At 69.1% G+C, this 19,202-nt stretch carries 24 protein-coding genes and 1 tRNA gene; 13 read left to right on the forward strand and 12 right to left on the reverse strand.

Annotated elements, in window-relative coordinates:
* The first annotated feature begins 11 nt into the window (after window positions 1–11).
* Window positions 12–386 (forward strand): DUF7522 family protein, encoded by a 375-nt coding sequence (locus EPL03_RS16180; protein ID WP_135830386.1) that lies wholly within the window; start codon window positions 12–14, stop codon window positions 384–386.
* Window positions 387–408: 22 nt separating this feature from the next.
* Here the strand turns inward: EPL03_RS16180 and EPL03_RS16185 are convergent, their stop codons facing one another.
* Window positions 409–1,599 (reverse strand): pyridoxal phosphate-dependent aminotransferase, encoded by a 1,191-nt coding sequence (locus EPL03_RS16185; protein WP_135830387.1) that lies wholly within the window; start codon window positions 1,597–1,599, stop codon window positions 409–411.
* Between the two features lie 145 nt (window positions 1,600–1,744).
* On the opposite strand from EPL03_RS16185, the gene EPL03_RS16190 reads away from it, so the two are divergent.
* The 3 genes from EPL03_RS16190 to EPL03_RS16200 are packed head-to-tail and all read left to right on the forward strand — an operon-like array spanning window position 1,745 to window position 3,351.
* Window positions 1,745–2,188, forward strand: a complete 444-nt coding sequence (locus EPL03_RS16190) for a DUF7344 domain-containing protein (protein WP_135830388.1) — start codon at window positions 1,745–1,747, stop codon at window positions 2,186–2,188.
* On the forward strand, window positions 2,185–2,892 hold the full coding sequence (locus tag EPL03_RS16195) for a DICT sensory domain-containing protein (protein ID WP_135830389.1): 708 nt from the start codon (window positions 2,185–2,187) through the stop codon (window positions 2,890–2,892). The genes EPL03_RS16190 and EPL03_RS16195 overlap by 4 nt, the downstream gene beginning before the upstream one ends.
* A gap of 57 nt (window positions 2,893–2,949) precedes the next feature.
* Complete coding sequence (locus tag EPL03_RS16200) at window positions 2,950–3,351, forward strand: acyl-CoA thioesterase (protein WP_135830390.1); 402 nt, start codon at window positions 2,950–2,952, stop codon at window positions 3,349–3,351.
* Between the two features lie 141 nt (window positions 3,352–3,492).
* On the opposite strand, the gene EPL03_RS16205 is transcribed toward EPL03_RS16200, so the two are convergent.
* Window positions 3,493–3,577, reverse strand: a tRNA-Leu gene (locus EPL03_RS16205).
* 180 nt (window positions 3,578–3,757) lie between these two features.
* On the opposite strand from EPL03_RS16205, the gene EPL03_RS16210 reads away from it, so the two are divergent.
* Window positions 3,758–4,315 (forward strand): DUF420 domain-containing protein, encoded by a 558-nt coding sequence (locus EPL03_RS16210; RefSeq protein WP_135830391.1) that lies wholly within the window; start codon window positions 3,758–3,760, stop codon window positions 4,313–4,315.
* Window positions 4,316–4,573: 258 nt separating this feature from the next.
* On the opposite strand, the gene EPL03_RS16215 is transcribed toward EPL03_RS16210, so the two are convergent.
* The 6 genes from EPL03_RS16215 to EPL03_RS20815 all read right to left on the reverse strand — a co-directional run bounded on the left by EPL03_RS16215 (window position 4,574) and on the right by EPL03_RS20815 (window position 9,313).
* Window positions 4,574–4,960 (reverse strand): hypothetical protein, encoded by a 387-nt coding sequence (locus EPL03_RS16215; RefSeq protein WP_135830392.1) that lies wholly within the window; start codon window positions 4,958–4,960, stop codon window positions 4,574–4,576.
* Window positions 4,961–5,456: 496 nt separating this feature from the next.
* Window positions 5,457–7,010 (reverse strand): amidophosphoribosyltransferase, encoded by a 1,554-nt coding sequence (gene purF / locus EPL03_RS16220; protein WP_135830393.1) that lies wholly within the window; start codon window positions 7,008–7,010, stop codon window positions 5,457–5,459.
* A 208-nt stretch (window positions 7,011–7,218) separates the two neighbouring features.
* Entirely contained in the window at window positions 7,219–7,392 is a 174-nt protein-coding gene (locus EPL03_RS16225; protein WP_135830394.1) for a 50S ribosomal protein L37e, read from the reverse strand.
* Window positions 7,389–7,580 carry an LSM domain-containing protein gene (locus EPL03_RS16230; protein WP_135830395.1) on the reverse strand — a complete coding sequence of 64 codons (192 nt, stop codon included), beginning with the start codon at window positions 7,578–7,580 and terminating at the stop codon, window positions 7,389–7,391. The genes EPL03_RS16225 and EPL03_RS16230 overlap by 4 nt, the downstream gene beginning before the upstream one ends.
* Window positions 7,581–7,695: 115 nt before the next feature.
* Window positions 7,696–8,643, reverse strand: a complete 948-nt coding sequence (locus EPL03_RS16235) for a DUF1028 domain-containing protein (RefSeq protein ID WP_135830396.1) — start codon at window positions 8,641–8,643, stop codon at window positions 7,696–7,698.
* A 46-nt stretch (window positions 8,644–8,689) separates the two neighbouring features.
* Complete coding sequence (locus EPL03_RS20815; RefSeq protein WP_244605293.1) at window positions 8,690–9,313, reverse strand: DUF7528 family protein; 624 nt, start codon at window positions 9,311–9,313, stop codon at window positions 8,690–8,692.
* A gap of 65 nt (window positions 9,314–9,378) precedes the next feature.
* Here EPL03_RS20815 and EPL03_RS16245 point away from each other — a divergent pair, with 65 nt between their 5' ends.
* Together EPL03_RS16245 and EPL03_RS16250 are read left to right on the forward strand one after the other, a co-directional pair.
* Window positions 9,379–9,648, forward strand: a complete 270-nt coding sequence (locus EPL03_RS16245) for a DUF7111 family protein (RefSeq protein ID WP_135830397.1) — start codon at window positions 9,379–9,381, stop codon at window positions 9,646–9,648.
* 230 nt (window positions 9,649–9,878) lie between these two features.
* On the forward strand, window positions 9,879–10,088 hold the full coding sequence (locus tag EPL03_RS16250) for a ribbon-helix-helix domain-containing protein (protein WP_135830398.1): 210 nt from the start codon (window positions 9,879–9,881) through the stop codon (window positions 10,086–10,088).
* Between the two features lie 3 nt (window positions 10,089–10,091).
* Here EPL03_RS16250 and EPL03_RS16255 read toward each other — a convergent pair whose 3' ends face one another.
* Window positions 10,092–10,505 carry a hypothetical protein gene (locus EPL03_RS16255; RefSeq protein WP_135830399.1) on the reverse strand — a complete coding sequence of 138 codons (414 nt, stop codon included), beginning with the start codon at window positions 10,503–10,505 and terminating at the stop codon, window positions 10,092–10,094.
* A gap of 180 nt (window positions 10,506–10,685) precedes the next feature.
* On the opposite strand from EPL03_RS16255, the gene EPL03_RS20665 reads away from it, so the two are divergent.
* Window positions 10,686–10,820, forward strand: coding sequence for a DUF7503 family protein (locus EPL03_RS20665; RefSeq protein ID WP_280178872.1), 135 nt, complete (start codon window positions 10,686–10,688; stop codon window positions 10,818–10,820).
* A 5-nt stretch (window positions 10,821–10,825) separates the two neighbouring features.
* Here EPL03_RS20665 and EPL03_RS16260 read toward each other — a convergent pair whose 3' ends face one another.
* Window positions 10,826–12,895, reverse strand: a complete 2,070-nt coding sequence (locus tag EPL03_RS16260; protein ID WP_135830400.1) for a hypothetical protein — start codon at window positions 12,893–12,895, stop codon at window positions 10,826–10,828.
* A gap of 125 nt (window positions 12,896–13,020) precedes the next feature.
* Window positions 13,021–13,692: a hypothetical protein gene (locus tag EPL03_RS16265; protein WP_135830401.1), complete on the reverse strand. Its 672-nt coding sequence runs from the start codon at window positions 13,690–13,692 to the stop codon at window positions 13,021–13,023.
* A 144-nt stretch (window positions 13,693–13,836) separates the two neighbouring features.
* Here EPL03_RS16265 and EPL03_RS16270 point away from each other — a divergent pair, with 144 nt between their 5' ends.
* The 3 genes from EPL03_RS16270 to EPL03_RS16280 all read left to right on the forward strand — a co-directional run bounded on the left by EPL03_RS16270 (window position 13,837) and on the right by EPL03_RS16280 (window position 15,262).
* Window positions 13,837–14,520 carry a VOC family protein gene (locus tag EPL03_RS16270; RefSeq protein ID WP_135830402.1) on the forward strand — a complete coding sequence of 228 codons (684 nt, stop codon included), beginning with the start codon at window positions 13,837–13,839 and terminating at the stop codon, window positions 14,518–14,520.
* A gap of 80 nt (window positions 14,521–14,600) precedes the next feature.
* Complete coding sequence (locus EPL03_RS16275; RefSeq protein WP_135830403.1) at window positions 14,601–14,801, forward strand: dodecin; 201 nt, start codon at window positions 14,601–14,603, stop codon at window positions 14,799–14,801.
* A gap of 92 nt (window positions 14,802–14,893) precedes the next feature.
* On the forward strand, window positions 14,894–15,262 hold the full coding sequence (locus EPL03_RS16280) for a HesB/IscA family protein (RefSeq protein WP_135830404.1): 369 nt from the start codon (window positions 14,894–14,896) through the stop codon (window positions 15,260–15,262).
* A gap of 475 nt (window positions 15,263–15,737) precedes the next feature.
* Here EPL03_RS16280 and hisD read toward each other — a convergent pair whose 3' ends face one another.
* Window positions 15,738–17,021, reverse strand: coding sequence for a histidinol dehydrogenase (gene hisD, locus EPL03_RS16285; protein ID WP_135830405.1), 1,284 nt, complete (start codon window positions 17,019–17,021; stop codon window positions 15,738–15,740).
* Window positions 17,022–17,280: 259 nt separating this feature from the next.
* Between hisD and EPL03_RS16290 the strand changes: the two genes are divergently transcribed.
* Both EPL03_RS16290 and EPL03_RS16295 read left to right on the forward strand, forming a co-directional pair.
* The gene (locus EPL03_RS16290; RefSeq protein ID WP_135830406.1) at window positions 17,281–18,282 is read left to right on the forward strand and encodes a carbohydrate ABC transporter permease; all 1,002 of its coding nucleotides are present in this window, start codon (window positions 17,281–17,283) and stop codon (window positions 18,280–18,282) included.
* Window positions 18,279–19,202 (forward strand): carbohydrate ABC transporter permease, encoded by a 924-nt coding sequence (locus EPL03_RS16295; protein WP_394346955.1) that lies wholly within the window; start codon window positions 18,279–18,281, stop codon window positions 19,200–19,202. Before EPL03_RS16290 ends, EPL03_RS16295 begins: the two co-directional genes overlap by 4 nt.

The raw sequence follows: 19,202 nt of genomic DNA on the forward strand, positions 1-19,202 counted from the left end.
CTATCGGAACGATGTCAGAAAAACCGGCGGAAGCGCTGACGGAGTTCCTGCGCGAACGCGTGGGCGACCACCTCCGGAGCGTCGTCCGGTACGACGAGGACGGTGCGGAGCTGGTCTACGTCCGCGACGACGTGGCCGAGCGGTACTCGACCGCCGCCACCGAGCGCGTCTTTCAGGACGTTCGGCTCGAAGGGATGGGAAAACCCCATCAGGAGGGGCTGTACGACCACGGGTCGCTGAACTGCACCGTCCGGAGCTTCGACGACGCCGTGGAGATGCACTTCCCGCACGACGAGACGACCGGCGTGGCCGTCTCGCTCGACGGCGAAGTGTTCGCCATCAACAACACGTTCATCGGGGAGTGCCTCGAACGGGCCCAGGAGTAGCGCCGGCGACCTGTGGGTTCGGCTACGCGGTCTCGGCCCGGACCATCTCCTCGATGCGGTCGAGTCCCGTCTCGATGCGGTCGAGTCCGTTGGCGAAGCTCAGCCGGAGGTAGCCCTCGCCCGCGTCGCCGAAGCCGTTCCCGGGAGCCGTGACGACGCCGTACTCCGAGAGGAGGCGCTCGGCGACGTCGAGGCTGTCGCCCGGCAGGACGCTCACGTCGAGCAGCGCGTAGAAGGCTCCCTCGGGCCGGGGACACGACACCGACGGCATCTCGGCGACCCGCTCGACGACCGCGTCCCGGCGTCGCTCGAACGCGGCCTTCATCTCGGCGACCGGTTCCTGCGGGCCGGTGAGCGCGGCCAGCGCGGCCTGCTGGCTCACGCTCGACGCGCAGGCGGTCGTGCTCTCGCCGATGCGCGACACCGCGTCGACCACCGGCTGGGGCCCGGCCAGCCAGCCCAGTCGCCACCCGGTCATGGCGTAGGTCTTCGAGCAGGAGCCGACCGTCAGCACGTTCTCGGGCGCGTCGACGTACGACGCCGCGCCCCGGAACGCCCGGTCGTAGGTCAGCCGGCCGTACACCTCGTCGGCGACGAGGTAGGCGTCGTGGTCGGCGGCGATTCGCGCGACCTCGCAGACGAGGTCTTCGTCGTACACCCTGCCGGTCGGGTTCGATGGATTCGTCAGGATGACGGCGGCGGTGTCGTCGGTGACGTTCGCCGCGATTCGCTCCGGGTCGAGGTCGAACCCCGAGTCGGCGGGCAGCGGCACCTCGACGGGCGTCGCGCCGGCGATCTGGGCCTGGTTGACGTAGTTGGGCCACGCTGGCGTGGGGACGACCACCTCGTCGCCCGGCCCGGCGACCGCCAGCATCGCCAGCGAGAGCGCCTCCATCGCGCCGCTGGTGACCGTTATCTGCTCGGGCGCGTACTCGACGTCGCTCTCGCGGGCCATCGTCTCGGCGATGGCCGCCCGGAGTTCGGGGACGCCCGGATTGGCCGTGTACTCGGTCCGTCCGGCCCTGGCGGCGGCCTCCGCGGCGTCCACGACGTGTTCGGGCGTGTCGAAGTCGGGCACGCCGACTTGGAGCCGAATCGGGTCGCCGTCGTACGCCTCGGCGAGGTCGAACATCACGCGAATCTTCGAGCGGTCGAGGGTTCGAGTACGGTCGGACAGCCGGTCGCCGGCCGGTGACGGTCGCTGGTCGGTCATGTCCGCACCGACGGAGCGTCGGACTAAGTATGTTCGTCTCCCGGCACCGACGGCGAGGCCGGGCGAGCCCGCGACCGAGGCGACCGGAATCGGCGTCGCGTACCAAACCTCTTAGTCGGTCGAGTACGTGTGAACAACTCACAATATGGTCGAGGGTGGTAGTTCGTCGTCCGACGACGCGAGCGACCTGAACCGGGCGCGCGACGCCGACGCCACGTTCGAGGTTCTGGCCGACGAGCGCCGGCGACTGGCGCTCCACTACCTTCGCGACCGGGGGTCGGCCGACGTCGACGAGCTGGCGACCGTGGTGTCGGGGTGGACGCGGGCCCGGCGGGCGGAAGCCGAGACGGTGACGCCCGGCGAGCGCGAGGCGGTTCGGATCGACCTCCACCACGTCCACCTGCCGCGACTCGTCGACGCGGGGGTCGTCGACTACGACCGGGACGCCGGCGTGGCGCGACTCGGCGAGCCGTCCGACCTGCTGGTCACGGTGCTGGACCGGTCGCTCGCCGACGAACGCCGGTGGGCGAACGAACGCCGCGCCGAGGGCGGTCGGGACGAGGACCCACAGCGAGGCGACGACGCGTGACCCTTCGAGCGTTCGTCGAGGACGTGACCGCCGGCAGTCGGACGATTACGGTGTTCGCCCCCGAGCGCGACGAGGCGTTCGCCCGCCACTTCGAGTCCCGCGGCGTGACCGTCGAGCACGAGCGGCTCCCCGACGACGGCTCCGGTGGATTCGTCGTCGTGACCGAGGACGGGAAGTTCGTCGGTAGCGTCCCGCGCCGGGTAACCCACGAACTCGTCTCGCCGGGCGCGTCCGACCTCGAACTCGGTTCCGGCACGGACGTCCGACTCCCGATGAACCTGCTCGCCGACACCACCTTCGTCGCGTTCGACCGCCAGCAGATGCTCGCGACCAGCCGCGAAATCGAGGACCGCGCTTACCGACGCGGACGGGGGACCCTCCGGGCGGGGTTCCAGTCGCTCTCGACTCTGGAACCCCAGCGGGATGTGTACGGCCAGCTGACCCGGGATACCGACCTCGACGTCCACCTCTACGGCGAGCACGACTGGGACCCCGGGCTCCCGGACGCCACGGTCCACGCCCAGACGGCCGACGAGCTCGGGCGATTCTGGTTCATCGTCTTCGACGGGGGCGGCGACGACCGACAGGCGTGCGCGCTCCTCGCCGAGGAAGTGGCCGACGAGTCGGAGTCGTTCCGGGGGTTCTGGACCTACGAGCCCGGCCGGGTGGCGGAGCTCGACGCCTACCTCGCCGGGACCTACTGAGCGGTCGCGCTACCGAAAGCGACACATCGAACTGTGCCGGGCGCGGACGTGCGAGCGATGGCCGACTACTCGTTCACCACCGAAGTCGACGTTCGCTTTCAGGACCTCGACGCGATGGGCCACGTCAACAACGCGGTGTACGCGACCCTCGTGGAGGAGGCCCGCGTGGCCTACTTCCGCGAGGTGCTCGACGTGCCCCTCGACGAGTTCGGGAGCGTGCTGGCCACGCTCGAACTCGAATTCCATCGACCGATTCGCTCGACCGACCCCGTGACCGTGGCAGCGCGGGTCCCCGAACTGGGGTCGTCGTCGCTGCGGATGGACTACGAAGTCCGCGACGACGACACGGTCGCGGCCGAGGGTCACTCCGTCCAGGTGGCGGTCGACGCCGACACCGGCGAGTCCCGCTCGATTCCCGACGCGTGGCGCGAGCGAATCGCCGAGTTCGAGGGGCTGTAGGTCGGCGTTCCGCCTCGAATCAGGCCGCCGCCGGTCGCGCGAGGGCCGTCGCTGTCGAGTAGCGTCCGAAAGGAATTGTGCGTGGGTGCAGTCCCAAGGGACTCCACCTGCATCCTGTGCGCGAGTGTCTCGCGCTTGCGATGCGTGGGACCGGATTTGAACCGGCGGACCCCTACGGGACAGCGCCCTCAACGCTGCGCCGTTGGCCTAGCTTGGCTACCCACGCTCGCTGGGTCTGTCTCGCACTCCAAGGTAGTGGCCAACCGAATAAAAGGCCTTTCGTTTCACCTCCGGGTCGCCACGCCCTGCCACGACGACGCCAGCGCCCGCTCGTGACCGACGGCGACGGGTCGGACGTCGCGACGAGACGGCAAGGCGTATTTCGGTCCGGTCCCTATGCCCGGCCATGCAGCAGTTCGTCGAGCGTAACGTCCCCGCCGTGACCGGGCTGTTGACAGTCGTCTCGCTCGCGCTCGTGTTCGCGGCCGCGCTCCGGGTGGTGCCCCCCGGCGCGCTCCCGCGCGCTCCCGACGCCGTGCTGGCGGCGATTCCCCACGTCAACGCCGTCGTCAGCGCGGTGGCGTTCGTCGTGGTCGCGGCCTCGTGGCGCGCGATCAGGCGCGGGAACGTCGAGCGCCACCGGACGGGGATGCTCGCGGGCGTGGGCCTGTTCGGAACCTTCCTCGCGCTGTACCTCTACCGGGTCGCACTCGTCGGCCCGTCCGAGTTCGAGGGCCCGGCGGTCGTCGAGCAGTTCGTCTACTATCCGATTCTGGCGATTCACGTCCTGCTCGCGGTTGCCTGCATCCCGCTGCTGTACTACGTCCTCCTGCTCGCGCTGACCCGGCCCGCGTCGGAGCTCGCGGGGACTGCCCACGCGCGAATTGGCCGGATCGCGGCTCCCCTCTGGCTCACCTCGTTCGGGCTCGGCGTCGTCGTCTACCTCCTGTTGTACGCGGTCTGAGCCGCGTTCGCCGGTGCGTCACTGGGACGTCGACATGTCGGAACTCTCGATTAATTTCTATAAATTGTATGAGGATATAATGTCTGGGGGGAGTATCGGCGGCCGTATGACCCGGTGGTCCAGTGGTTGCAGTCGACGAAGCGTCCTCGTCGATCGCTGCTCGCGGAACGTGCGCCCGCCGTCGGAGTCGGGGCTGGGAGTCATGCGCCGGACTCACGACCTGCCGAGCAGTACCGGTTTCGCCCGCGAGCAGGGGAATCAGGACTGCCCTTCGTGGTCGGCGTCGCCCACCGACTCGCCGCTCTCGACGTCGATGCGGTACACCTCGGGGTCGTCCTCGTCGTCGGCGTCGGGGCCGCGCTCGCCGCCGAGGAGCTTCGACCGGAGGTCCTCGGCGACCGACTGGACCTGGTCGCGGACCGTCTCGACCTCCCGCTCGAACTCCTCGACCGTGCGCTCGACGTAGAACACCCGCTCGGACGGGATGCGCCGCACGCGGTCGCGGCCCTGCTCGTCCTCGCCGGTCCGGAGCATCCAGTGGTCCTGAAAGTACGCGACGTGTTCGTTCTCGACGTTTTCCTCGACCGTCTCGCCGTCGGGGCCCTCGTACGCGATTGTGGCCTCCCCGAGGTCCTGTTCGACCATACCGAGGGGTCGGCGTCGAGACGGGTAGCGTCTGTGGCCGGTGGCTGGCGGCGTTCCGACTAGCCGGGAGAACCGCGACTGTGATTTCGAACGCTCTCGGTGTGGTCGCGGTGGTGTACGGTCGCGGTGCTATGCGGTCGCGGTACGGTGGGGTCGCTCATTTGTCGAGGCTGAAGCTAGCTTCCGGACGGCCGCTTCGTTTGCTTCGAGCGTATTCACGCTAGCTACTGCCTCTTCCGGTGAGTGACCGCACCGCACGGGCTCGGGTGCGACCACTCGCGGGTCGCACCAGCGCGCGCCGAAACCGCGGAGGACTCGCAACACTGCGACTCGCAGCCGAATCCCGGAACGACGAACCGCGGACGAACTCCGCATCACGCACGCCGGAGCGCTCACTTCATGGGTCCGCAGTCGCGCCGAGGTCGTCGTTGACCGACCCACTCGCGGGACGGGCGTGTGACGGCGAACACTGCGGGTGGAGAAGCGAAACGGGCCGCTACAGCTCGGGTCTGACGTTGTCGGCGTGGGCGGGCGTCATCGACTCGCCCTCGACGTCGTAGGGGTACTCGCCCGTGACACAGCCCATACAGAGGTCGGCGCTGTCCTCGCCGAGCGCGTCGGCGACCGCCTCGGGCGAGAGGTACGCCAGGCTGTCGGCCCCGACCTCCTCCCGAATCTCGTCGGTCGAGCGGCCGGCCGCGATCAGCTCCTCGCGGGTCGCCATGTCGATGCCCATGTAACAGGGCGCACCGATGGGCGGCGCGCCGATGCGGACGTGGACCTCCTCGGCCCCCGCGTCACGCAGGAGTTCGACCAGTTGGGTCGAGGTGGTCCCGCGCACGATGGAGTCGTCGATGAGCGTGACGGTCCGGCCCTCGACGGTCGACCTGATGGGATTGAGTTTGAGCCGGACCGCGCGCTCGCGCTCGTCCTGCGTGGGCATGATGAACGTCCGACCGACGTACCGGTTTTTCATCAGGCCTTCCGCGAACTCGACGTTCGCGCCCTGCTCTTGGGCCTCCTCGGCGTACCCCGAGGCGAACGCCCGGCCGGAGTCGGGAACCGGCATCACTACGTCGGTGTCGATGCCGCTCTCGGTCCAGAGCTTCCGGCCGAGGTCCCGTCGGACCTCGTAGACCAGATTCCCGTCGACCACGCTGTCGGGGCGGGCGAAGTAGACGTGCTCGAAAAAGCAGTGGGCGGTGTGTTCGCGCTCGAACAGTTGGTACGCGTCGAACCCTTCGCCGCCGGGGTTCAGGACCACGAGTTCGCCCGGTCGCACGTCCCGGACGAGGTCGCCCCCGAGCGTGTCGATGGCGGCCGACTCGCTGGCGAGGACGTAGCCGTCGTCGAGTTCACCGATGCAGAGCGGGCGATTGCCCTCCGGGTCGCGCACGCCAAGCACGGTGTCGTCGTGGGTGATGGTCAGCGAGTACGAGCCGTGGATGCGACCCATCGTGCGCTTGACCGCGCGCACGAGGTCGGCTTCCAGCAGGTTGCGCGCGAGGTCGTGGGCGATGACCTCGGTGTCGCCGTCGGAGGTGAACGCGTGACCCTCGGCCGCGAGTTCGTCGCGCACCTCGTCGGCGTTGACGAGGTTGCCGTTGTGGCTCAGCCCGAGCGCGCCGCTCCGGAACGACACCGTGAACGGTTGGGCGCAGGACTTGTCGACGCTCCCGGCGGTCGGATAGCGGACGTGGCCGATGCCCGCGCTCCCGCGCAGGTCCTCGAGGTCGTCCTCGTCGAACGCGTCGCCGACCAGTCCCATCTCGACGTGGTCGTGTTGCTGGAACCCGTCGTGAGTGACGATGCCCGCCGACTCCTGGCCCCGATGCTGGAGCGCGTACAGCGAGTAGTAGATCGGACGCGCGGCGTCCCGGTCCGCGAGCGAGAGTCCGACGACCCCGCACTTCTCGGTCGGACCGCCGGTTCCGCCCCCGGCGGCCTCACCGCCGTCGGCGGGGGTCCCTCCCCCGGTCGGCGTCTCGGACGAACTCGAACGGGCGCTCTCGGTCGAACCGCTTCGGGCCGCGTCCCGGCCGTCTGGCATGGGAAGGGATAGGGCGCGCCCGGTAGTAAAAACCCTCGCTATCGTGCCGAATTCCCGAGCCGATAGCGGAGAAGTATGCAAGGAAGTGTATAGGTACGTCGGCGTCCCGCGAGTCCGCACCGCGCCTCGGTTCGACTCGACGGTCGACGTACCGGCCGCTATCGAACGGAACCGAGAGAGAAAGAACCGCCGCCGGAACTCGCCGGGACTACTCGTCGGCCTTGCTCTGCCACTCGTAGTCGCGGCGCTTGCTCGACTTGCCGAACCCGCAGTTCGAACACTGCTTTTTCCTGCTGTGGTAGGACTTTTCGCCGCAGCGACGACACTTGACGTGGGTCGTCTTGTTCTTCTTCCCCTGGCTCGGGGTTCCTGCTCCAGTCATGGGTTGATAGAGACGAGGTTGTCGCCGCGTATAATGGTTGTGTCTTCGTCCCCGGCGTCCTCCAGCACGAGGTTCATGTGCTGGTCGTAGCCAGTGAGCGTGCCCTCGAACTCCTCACCGCCTTTCAACTTGACTGTTACCTCCTCGTCGAGGGAGGCTTCCAGCACGTCGAGCGGTCGTCCACTCATACCATTAGCGCCACCCGTCGAACTCTTAAACGTACCGGAAACGGCTCTAACCTGAAAGTTTCAGAATCGGTATGGCGAATGGAACGGGCGACGTCGGTCTCGCCGGCGGGCGGACTCACTTCCGGTCGAGCCGCGAGAGGCCGTGCCAGATGGCGTCGACCAGCCGCTGCTCGCCGTCGCCCGCCGCGTCGTTCCACCCGCGAGCGAGCGCGTCCTCGACGACCGCGAGGTCGTGGTTCTCGAAGTTGTTCATCCCGCAGAAGGCATCGAGCGCGTCCCGCTCTGCCTCGCCGAAGCTCCGCGACGGCTCGCCCGCGTCGAATCCCGACTCCCCGAGCGCCTCGGCCACTGCCCGGGCCGTCTCGCCCGACAGCTCGCGGACCTCCTCGGGGTCCTCGCGTTCGAGCAGGGTGACGTCGTACAGTTTGAACACGCGTTCGAGTTCGTCGATGGGCGCGTCGTGGTCGTCGACCCGCACGTCTATCCAGCGGTCGTTGCGCCCGTCGTACCCGCCCTCGGGCTTGACGACGTAGAGGGCCGCACCCTGCTCGCCGCGCCTGTCGCCGCCGGCCTCGTTGCCCGCGTGGAGCGCCGCGAGCAGCTTCTCGGGGAGGCCGTCCTCGGTGGACTCGTACGCGGCCGCCATCGCGTCGAGCGTGTCGGCGTTCTCCAAGATGTTGCCCTGCACGGTGTAGGTGTCGCCCTGCCGGTCGCCGGCGTGCTCGAAGCACTCCGCGCCCGTGAAAGCGGCGACCGAGCCGTCCTGCCCGACGACGCCGACCTGCCGCTGGGCCGACTCGGGGTCGTCCTCGGTCAGTCGCTCGACGACCGCCTCGGCCGACTCGCCCGCTCGGAGCAGGTCGAGTCCCTCGGGCCCGTAGGCGACGTTGGCGAAGCTCTGGGTGGCGACGGCCCCGGCGTCGGCGCTGGCGAACGGCACCACGGAGCCGACGCTGACGAACTTCGACTGGACCGCGACGCCGACCGCGTCGGTCTCGGGGTCGCGCGCGACGATGGAGAACGTGGACGGTCGGGGCGGGGTCGCGGAATCTGACCCTGTCATGCGCGGTAGCTCGTCCGCGAGGCCGAAAAGGGTTGGTCCGACGGAATCAGTTTCCGGTTCCACGCCCGGCGGTCCCCGGTTCGGGCGCGTCGTCCGCGTCGCCCTCGCTCGCCGCGTCCGTTCGCTTGCGCGCGGTCAGGGGCTGGCGCGAGACCAGTTCGCAGTCGAACTCGGGATGCTCCGCGAAGTGGCGGACCAGCATGTGGCGTCGCCCGCCGGTCAGCCCCGGCCGCTCGACGTCTGCGGCCGTGAACTCCGTCGGAAGCTCGGCGTAGAGTCGGCCGAGCGCGGCGCGGCTCTCGAACACCTTCCGGTGGCCCGACGAGTCGGCACGTCGGCGCTCGACGACGTAGCTGCCGTCCTCGCGGCGGCTGGCGACGGTTCGGACGAACTCGCGGCGCTCGGTCAGCGCGTCGCCGAGCGCCGAGCGCAACCGGTCGGCCTCGGCTCTGGTGAGTTCGTGGGTCTCGCCGGCGACCGTGACCGCGAACGTCTCGTCGGCCGGGGAGCGATTCGACTCGGCAGGGGTCGATTCGGACCGGTCCGCGTCGGCGCGGGCGCTACGCTCGGCGGAGAATTTCTCGACCAGCCGCCCCGCGGCGACTTCCTCTATCCTCGGACGCCTCGGTTGAGAGGCCGTGGCTCGACATAGCGTGCGACCGTAGTGCAAGCGGGTTGATAAACGTGGGGGTCGGAACCGACAGCTTCGACTGGGGGCGGGTCGAACGCCCGACCATGACCCGAGGCGAGGCGAGCGACGGCGAGGTCACCGCCGAATACACCGAGACCGACGACGAGCGCGTGCTGGCGTTCGAACGCGACGGCGCGACCGTCGTGGTCGCCCAGAATCGCGAGGGCTACGCCATGCTGAAGGTCCGGGCGGGCGGCGACGAACGCGAACGCTACTACGGCTTCGACATGGCCCTCGACCACGCGGCGGAACTGCTCGGCGTCTCCCCGCGCGACCTTCCGGTCCCCGAACCCGCCGAGGACATGGGGATGTAGCCCGAGTCCTCCGGCTGGTCCTCACGCCCGGACGGTCTCCGTTGTCCAGTCTCCCGGAACCGGCCGCACTCGCTCTATCGAAAAGACACTTGCCGGAACGCGCCGTCGCGTTCGAGCGATAGGGCCGTCGACCGCGCGCCGCTCTGGGAACCGATTCGGCGCGCGTTCGCCGCCACACGGGGTCGGAGCCGGACGCAACATCTATCCGGCGGGCGGCCCCAGACACCTCCATGACCGAGTACACTACCGTCTCGATTCCCAAGGACCTCGCGACGCGCGTGGACGAGACCATCGAGGGAACCAGCTTCTCCAGTACCAGCGACCTCGTGCGATTCCTGCTCCGGAGCATCGTCATCCAGCACCAGAAGGAGGGCAAGCTCACGGAGGCGGAGTTCGAGGAGATAACCGGCCAGCTCCGGGAACTCGGCTACCTGGAGTAGCAGTCAGGCCAGCGACTCCGGCGGGGGTGCGGCGTCGACGAGTTCCAGCGGGCGCTTGCGGCCCGACCGGTCGAACGCCGCCAGCGACGACGCCTCCCAGGGCGGCACCGCGACCAGAATCGTCTCGTGGAGGTCGTCGGTCTTGGCCACTTCGAGGGTTCCCCGCGGGTGTGAGACGAATCGACCTTGCGTCTGTCCGGCGGGGACCGAGAGGTCCACGCCGAAGACCGCGGTGAGCGACCGTCCGGTCTCGGGCGGATAGAAGTGCGTGAACACGGGGGCGTCGGCCGGTGCGGCCACGTCGCCGTCGAGGTCGCTGGCGGGCGTCACCGCCAGCGAAATCGTGAGGTCGTCGGGTTCGGCCTCGGCCGCGAGCGCCAACAGCGCGTCGACCAGACCCCGTGTCGCGTAGACCACGCGTCGGCTTGGTCGCCCGAGCGTAAAACGATACTGCCTCGCGGGACTCGCCGGCCGGCCCGTGGCCCCGGGCGAACGTTTTTCCGGGCGAATCCCGTCCGCCAGACTAGAGTCAGACATGTTCGTGTGGGGAAATTTATAGAATATTTTATAATAAAATAGCTATTATCGTTGGATGCAATGGTAGATTCAGACCTCGCGACGTATCTCGAGGAGAATCCCCGGATGATGGGCGTCCTGTTTACGATAGTGCTGGTGCTCTCGCAGGCCGGTAACGCTGCCGGCGCGCTGTTCACCACGACCAGCGGTCCGTAACGTTCTCAGAGGTCCTCGAGGTCGACGTTCTCGCTCCACGCGAACCGCCCGTCGACCGTCAGCGGCACGTTCTCGTCCATCAGGAACAGCCGCATCTCCGGGTCCGAGAGGGTGAACGTGTCTATCTCGCCCGACGCGAGGTACCACTCGTCGGTCGCGCCGAACATGGGCGACGTGACCTCGCCCATCCCGGTACTGCCCGAGACGAACGTCCGGACGGTCACCTCGTGTTGCCCGTCCCCGGTCGCTATCTGGCACAGCAACCCGACGCCGCTCTCGGTCTGGGCGATGTCGAGGTTGCCGTCGCCCACGACGATGTACTGGTTCCCGACGATGCTCCGGTCGCGGGCGATAGAGAGCGCGGCCCGCAGCGGGAACCCGCGATTCAGGAGTCGAGCCATCGTCTTGCCCACGCGGACCGCGCCGCTGTTTATGACGTCGCTGAGCGTGACGACGCCGCCGACGCTGCCGGCGTCGATGAGCGCCATCCCCTGGTCGTACGACTGGCAGGCGTTCAGCACGAACGCCTCGGCCCCGACGGCGTCGACCTCGGCCGCGTCGAGGTGGCCGTCGGGACACGCGAACCCGTCGGCGTCGATGTGGCCGACGTAGTGGAGGAACGCGGTCTCCTCGGCCAGCACTCCGCGCAACTCGTCGGTCGTCAGGTCCCGGTGGACGGTCACGTCGAACGGGAGGTCCTCGCGGGAGCCGTACACCTCCGCGACCACGTCGCGCTCCTCGTCCATCTCGGTGTCGTTGCACACCACCGCGATGTCGGCGTCACCGGCGTCGGCGTCGGTCCGCGCGGCGAGCCGGTTGCGGAACGCGGTCGGCGTGGCCTTGCTGGCGTCGACGGGCGCGCTGTCCCCGAGCCACGCCTGCTCGACCGAGCCGGTCCGACCGGGGTCGACCAGCGAGGGCTCGGCGTTGGCCTCCGTCGTACTCCGGGTGAACGCGCCGTCCCGGGCGAGCGTCCCGGCGTCGGCGGTCGGCGTCCGCGCGGTCGCGCTGGGAGCGTCGGGCGTCCGCACGACCGCGAGGTCGTCCACGAGGAACGGGACGGCCGGGAGGTTCTCGGGCGTCGGGTCGACGTGCGTACCGAGCTTCCACGCCGGGACGTGCTCCGCGACGACCTCGTAGGGCACCGAGAGGTAAGCTTCGAGGCGCTCGGCGGGCGACTTGTCGTACAGGGCGGCGAAGTCGAGGTCGACGAGGGGTTCGACCGCGTTCCGCTCGCGTAACTCCACCGGATAGTAGCCCTCGGTCCGGACGACGCAGTCGAACAGGAACGTCTGCTTGAGCGTCCGGGCGACCGCGTCCTCGAATCCGGCCGGTCCGTCGAGGCCGTAGGCGAACCCCTCGTCGGTGACGATTCGCGGGGCCGACCCGGGAACCAGTTCGGCCCCGAGGTAGAACGCCAGCGGCGCGGCGACGACCGCGTGGCGCAGGTCGGCCGGGAGTTCGACCCGGACGCCGGTCTCGGGCACGTCGAGTTCGTCCGGGACGTGGAGTTCCTCGCCGACCTCCACCAGCGGCGGGTGACCCCGGAGCGTCGGGAACGACCGCTCGACTGAGGTGGTCTTCAGCGCCGACCGGAGCGTCGAGAACGCCGCCAGCACGTCTCGGGGGCGCTCGGTCGTGGTGACGGTCGCGGCCGGCCGCTCGTGGTGCGAGCGCGCGCCGACCCGGACCGCCGCCTCGGAGTCGAACTCGAACCGGACGCCCGCGTCGGTCGCCGCGACCGAGAACGGCCCCGCCACGCGGAGGTACACCTTCATCGGCGCGCTGATCTCGACCTCGTAGGTGCCGGCCGGGATGCGGGCGTCCGTACCCTCCCGGACCTCGAGGACCATCGTGCCGTCCGGTTCGCGGACGTAGCTCCCGACCAGCGACGGGAGCGTGACGACGTCGGTCTCGACGACCGCGGCGTCGTCGACCGGGAACCGGAAGTCCTCGGAATCTGCGGGGGTCGGCGAGACGCTCCCGGACGTGTGGAGGGTGTATGTCCGGCGCTCGACGCGGTCGCGTATCTCCACCCCGTTCCCGTCCGACGCCGAGTCGAACGAGAGCGTCACGGAACTGCCCTCGCGGACGTGCTACTGGAACTCTTCTCTCGGGCGGCGCACATGTCCCGTTCTCTCGTCGCACGCTCCAAAAAATTATCGCCGGACCGGAGCCGCCGGACACCGTCGGGGTCGCTTCAGAACTGCGACCGGAGGGTGTCGACGAGTAGCTTCGGCGTCCGCCGGCGCGCGCCGTCGATGGCGTCGGCCAGCGCGCCGGGAGCGTCGTCGAGGACCCCCGGACCGTGGCCGACCAGCACGCGCTCGGGCCGGCGTCCGCGCAGGGCCGCCGGCGGCGTGAGTCGCAACATGGGGTGGACGCCGAGTCGCTCGCCCGCCGTGGTGAAGTACGGCGCGTTGCCGACGCACTCGGCGACCATCAGCGTGCCCGACTCGTCGTCGTACAGCGCGGCCTCCTCCCAGCCGAACGAGTCGACGACGTCGACCAGGCGGTAGTCGGTGTCCGGCAGCCGGCCCTCGAACCGGCGCAGCGGCGCGTCGAGGTCGGCCACCCGGTCGAACCACGAGGGGACGTAGACGGGAACGTCGTGACGGCGCGCGAACTCGTCGGCGTCCCGATAGTGCCGGTTCAACAGGACCACGACGCCCGCCACCTCGCCGTACTCGTCGAGCAGGTCGTCGACGCCCGGCGCGTCGACCGGGTCGACGACCCAGACCCCCGCGTCGGTCGCGAGCGCGTGGCTCGCCCGCGCCATCGTCTCCTCGGGGTTGGCGATCCACCCGACGCCACCCTCCCATCGGTCGACCGTCTCGTACTCGGTCGCGGACTGGCTCTCCTTGAGCGGCATACCCGTCGCTACGGGCCGTAGCTCCAAAGTTCCCACCGACTCGAACTCCCGTGGCCCGACCGCCGGCCCCGGACCGCCGCCACACCGGGGTTCGAGCGCCGGCTACACCGGGCTTTAAGCGCCGAGTGGCCGTACGCCGACCCGATGCTCACGGGGTTCGACCGGCTGGCGCTCGAAGCGAAGTACCTCGACCGCGCCCGGGAGTTCTACGCGACCCACCTCGACCGCGCACCGAGCCGCGAGACCGACGGCGAGGTCGCCTTCGACGTCGGGGGGTCGGAACTGGTTCTGCGGGAGCCGGGCGCGGTTCCGCGGGGCGGGGTCCACACCCACTACGCGCTGGCGACGCCGCCGGAACGCTACGACGCGTGGTACGACCGGCTCTCGGCGTCGTTCGACCTCGTGGAGTTCGACTTCGGCGCGACGACGTCGCTGTACTTCTACGACCCCGACGGCAACTGCGTCGAGATCGGCGGCTGCGGGGCGGGCGACGCAGACCTGACGGGGGTGTTCGAGGTCGCGCTGGAGGTCGAGGACCTCGCGCGCGCGGAGTCGTTCTATCGGGCGCTCGGCTTCGAGGTGGTCGACCGCGGCGACCAGCGTCGCCGCACTCGCCTCTCGGGGCCGATTGCGCTCGAACTCTGGGAGCCGCAACTCGGCATCGCCGACGCTCGCGGCGGCCTCCACGCCGACCTGACGTTCGCGGCCGAGGACCCGAGCGCGGCGGCCGAGGCGGTCCGGGACGACGCGTGTGCCCTGCGCGAAGTCGAGGCCGGCGTCCGAGTCCGCGACCCGGACGGCCACTACCTGACGTTCTCCGGCGCGTGAGGGTCGGCGACCGTCCCCCGCCGCGACCGCTCGCCACCGACGCGGGGTTTTAAGCGCGACTCGGTCGTACTCCGTACGCCATGGTCTTCAAGAAGGTGACGCTCATCGGAACGAGTCCCGAGAGCTTCGACGCGGCGGCCGACGACGCCATCGACCGCGCCGAGGAGACGCTGGAGAACGTCAAGTGGATAGAGGTCGACGAACTCGGCGTCGAACTCGCTCGCGCCGCCGACCGGGAGTATCAGGCCGAGGTCACCGTCGCGTTCGAACTGGAGGAGTAGGACGGGTCGCGGCCACCGGACTTGAATCGCCGGCCGAAGCGGTTCGGCCGTCGGCGTCAGGATTATCACCCTGGGGGCGAAATTATCGGAGTATGAGTACCGACGCCACGTCCGACGGGGCGACCACGCCCGAGATAGAGGTCACGGAGGACGCCGCCGCGCGGGCGCTCGACCTGCTGGAGAGCGAGAATCTCGACACCGAGATGGCAGGGCTCCGGCTGTTCGTCCAGCAGGGCGGCTGCGCGGGCCTGTCGTACGGCATGCGCTTCGACGAGGAGCCCGAACCCGACGACACGGTGTACGAGCACCACGGCCTGCGGGTGTTCGTCGACCCCGCGAGCATGAACTACATCGAGGGCAGCGTCGTCGACTTCGAGGACGGATTGCAGGGCGCGGGCTTCAACGTCGACAACCCGAACGTCGTGAGCGAGTGCGGGTGTGGCGAGAGTTTCCGGACGTAACTGGGGAATCGAATTCGGCTCTCGTCGCAACGTCGCCGATGTGGACACGGTTTTTCTCGACTGACGAATTTTACTTTCGACTAGCGAATTTTACGAACGTCGGCGCGTGCGAGCAGCGCGCGCGAGGGCCGAGCATCGCAACGAGCGAAGCGAGTGAGAAGCGCAGGCGGTTGGGGAGGACGAGGCGCTGTCGCGGTGCTGTGCGGTTGCGGTCGCGGTGCCGTGCGGTTTCTCACAGGTTTCGGAAGTAGCTAGCTTCTATCTCTCACGACAGTCGTTGACGGCAACGCGAAGCTAGCTATTGCCTCGACCGATGAGAAACCGCAACCGCACGGCACCGCGCCCGCACCTCGTCCTCCCCAACCGCTTGCGGTCCTCGCTTCGCTGCGGTCCTCAGCCCTCGCACGCTTGGCGCGGTCATGAACGACCGCGCCAGCGCGCGCCGAATCGTTGGTCAAGGGTCACGAAAAAACGTTCACTCCCCGTCGTCCTCGAACCGCTTCCGAACGCTCTCGGCGTGCGCTTCCAGCCCCTCGGCCTCGGCCAGCGTCGTAATCGTCCCCGCCAGGTCCTCCAACCCGCCCCTGCTCAACCGCTGCACGGTCGTCGACCGCAGGAAGGTGTCGACCGACAGCCCGCCCGTGAGCTTCGCCAGCCCGTTGGTCGGCAGCACGTGGTTGGTCCCGCTGGCGTAGTCGCCCGCCGCGACCGGGGTGTAGGGTCCGAGGAACGCGCTGCCGGCGCTGTCGATGCGGTCCAGAATCGCCTCGTCGTCGTCGGCCTGAATCGAGAGGTGTTCGGGCGCGTACTCCTCGGCGAACAGGACGGCCTCGCTGGGCGAGCGCGCGAGGAACACACCGCTCCCGTCGCCGTCGAGCGCCTCGCGGGCCACCTCGGCGCGCTCGCGGTCGGGAAGCTGGGCCTCGACCTGCTCGGCGATGGCGTCGGCGGTCGCCTCGTCGTCGGTGACCGCCGCGACCGAGGCCTCGGGGTCGTGTTCGGCCTGCGCGAGCAGGTCCGCCGCGACGAATCGCGGGTCGGCGGTCCCGTCGGCGACCACGAGGAGTTCGCTCGGTCCCGCGAGGAAGTCGATGTCCACGTCGCCCCTGACCTCGGCCTTGGCCGCCGTGACCCACTTGTTGCCCGGCCCGACGATTTTCTGGACGCGGTCGACCTGCTCGGTGCCGTACGCCAGCGCGGCCACGGCCTGCGCGCCGCCGACGCTGAACACCGTGTCCGCGCCCGCCGCGTGGACGGCCGCCAGCGTCGCGGGGTCGGGGTCCTCGGCCGGCGGGGTCGCGACCGCGACCTGTTCGACGCCCGCGACCGTCGCGGGGACGACGCTCATCACCGCGCTGGAGGGGTAGGCGGCCGCGCCGCCGGGGACGTACGCGCCGACGCGCTCGATGGGTCGGAACCGCCGGCCGAGTTCCCGTCCCTCGCCGAACTCCCGCCGCCAGTCGTCAGGGAGTTGGGCCTCGTGGAACTCGCGGACGTTCTCGACGGCGGCCTCGATGGCTCCGCGGACCCCGTCGTCGACGTCCTCGTAGGCGCGCTCGGCCTCGTCGGTCACGTCGAGGTTGCCGACCTGCACGCCGTCGAACTCCTCGGTAAACTCCCGGACCGCGACGTCGCCCTCCTCGCGAACGCGCGAGACGATGTCGGCCACGTCGTCGCGGACCGCCTCGACGCCGGCGTCGCGGTCGAACAGCGCCCGCCGGTCGTCGGGCCGTAGCTCAGCCAGCTCCTGTACGTTCATGGCGCGACGTTCGGAGCGCGGGCGAAAAACGGTTTCCTTCCGGCCGGCGGCGCGAGTCTGACGCCCTCGCGAGGGGCCACTGGCACGTCGCCTGTCGGACGACGGGTGGTCCCGACATCTGGCTCGAAGGCCGGCCGAAGGCGTTATACGCCGGTTCGTCGTTACCGCGTCCCGGGAGCGACGGACCGTGACGCGGTCCACCCGGGCGGGACGAATCGGGCGCACAAGCATAAGTCGATTCAAATAGTACACGAGTTTTATGTCGACTCCGGAAGGGGGCGTTCGGGACGCCGAACGGTCGGGGCCCTACGTCGCGGCGGTCCGGTGGGTCGAGAACCTCAGCGACACCCAGTTCGCGTACCTGTTGCTGACGCCGGTGTTGCTGTTGCTGGCGCTCATCGCGTTCTGGCCGCTGGTGACCACGTTCTGGATGTCGCTGCACGCCGACAACCTGCTCGGGAGCGCCCCGCTGGGGGAGTTCGTCGGGCTCCGGAACTACGTCGAGTTGCTGACCGGCGAGCGGGACGCGTTCATCGTGCGGCCCTTCTTCGACCTGAACGCGCCGTTCACCAGCGCGCTGACGGTGACGCTCATCTTCACGGTGGTCAGCGTCGTCTTCGAGACGCTCGTGGGGTTCGCGCAGGCGCTCGTGCTCGACCAGAACTTCCGGGGCCGACGGTGGGTCCGGGTCGCCATCATCATCCCGTGGGCGGTGCCCATCGTCATCCAGGGGATGATATTCTACCTGCTGTTCCAGCCCGGCATCGGGTTCCTCGTCAGCGAGCAGAGCCCGACCATCCTCCAGCAGCTCGGCATCTTCGGCGACACGCCGCTGAACAACTCGGTCGAGTCGCTCATCATCCTCGTGGTCGCCGACGTGTGGAAGACCTCGGCGTTCATGGCGCTCATCATCCTCGCCGGCCTCCAGAGCGTCGACCGGAGCCTCTACGACGTCGGCAGGGTCGCGGGTGCCTCCAGGTTCCAGCAGTTCAAGCTGATAACCCTCCCGCTGGTGTTGCCGTCGGTGCTGGTGGCGATGCTGTTCCGGACCATCGGCGCGATGCGCGTCTACGGCCTCATCGAGACCGTCTCCGGATGTAACACGGTGCCGTCGCTGTCGTGTCTCGTGGTCACGTCGTTCCAGGAGTCGCGGATGTACGGGACGTCGGCGGCCGTGGCGTTCATCACGGCGGCGCTCATCGGGGTGGTGGTGTCCATATACATCGTCAAGTACGCCGACACGGACACGGGAGGTGCCTGACCGTGGCGACCGAATCCGAGCGGGGGCCGTTCTCGCGGTGGGTGCGTTCGACCATCGACGACCCCCGGAAGGCCTACCGGGCGATGTTCTACGTCGCCACGGTGTTCTTCCTGTTCACGACGCTGTTCCCGTTCTACTGGCTACTGGTGCTGGCGCTGACGCCCAACGATGCCATCGCCGACTTCGGCTTTCCGCCGGTGCCCCAGGGGTTCAACCCCGGGGCGTTCGTGGAGGTGTTCACCACGGTTCCGTTCCACCGGTTCGTGTTCAACAGCTTCGTGCTCGGGGTCGCCACCACGGCCATCGTGCTGGTGCTGGCGAGCCTCGCGGGCTACGTGTTCGGCCGGCTCGACTTCCCGGGGAAGGGGCCGCTGATGCTGTTGATACTGGCGGTGTCGTACTTCCCGCCCGCGGCCTTTATCATCCCGCTGTTCCGGCTGTTCACCGGCAACGTGTCGGTGTTGGGGGTGTCGAGTCCCAGCCTGTTCAACACGCCCGGCGCGATGGTGTTGCCGTTCAGCGCGCTGTTCATGCCGCTGTCGATATTCATCCTCGCGACGTTCTACGGCCAGATACCCGACGGGCTCGAGGACGCTGCCCGCATTGAGGGGACCACGCGGCTCGGCGCGCTGTTCCGGGTCATCGTCCCCCTGTCGGCTCCGGGCGTGGCCACGGCGGGCGTGCTCACGTTCATCTCGGTGTACAACGAGTTCTTCTTCTCGTTTTTGATGACCAGCGGGGAGGCCGACGCGTGGGCCCCGCTCGTCTGGGGCATCCTGAGCTACCAGGGCCAGTACTCGGAGCTGTACAACCTGATGGCGGCCGCGAGCATCGTCGGCGTCCTCCCGGTAGCCATCCTCGTGGTCGTGGCTCAGGAGAAGATAGTCAGCGGACTCACGGCCGGCGCGCTCAAGGAGTGA

Source organism: Halorussus halobius, from assembly GCF_004765805.1.
GTDB classification, from domain to species: Archaea; Halobacteriota; Halobacteria; order Halobacteriales; family Haladaptataceae; genus Halorussus; species Halorussus halobius.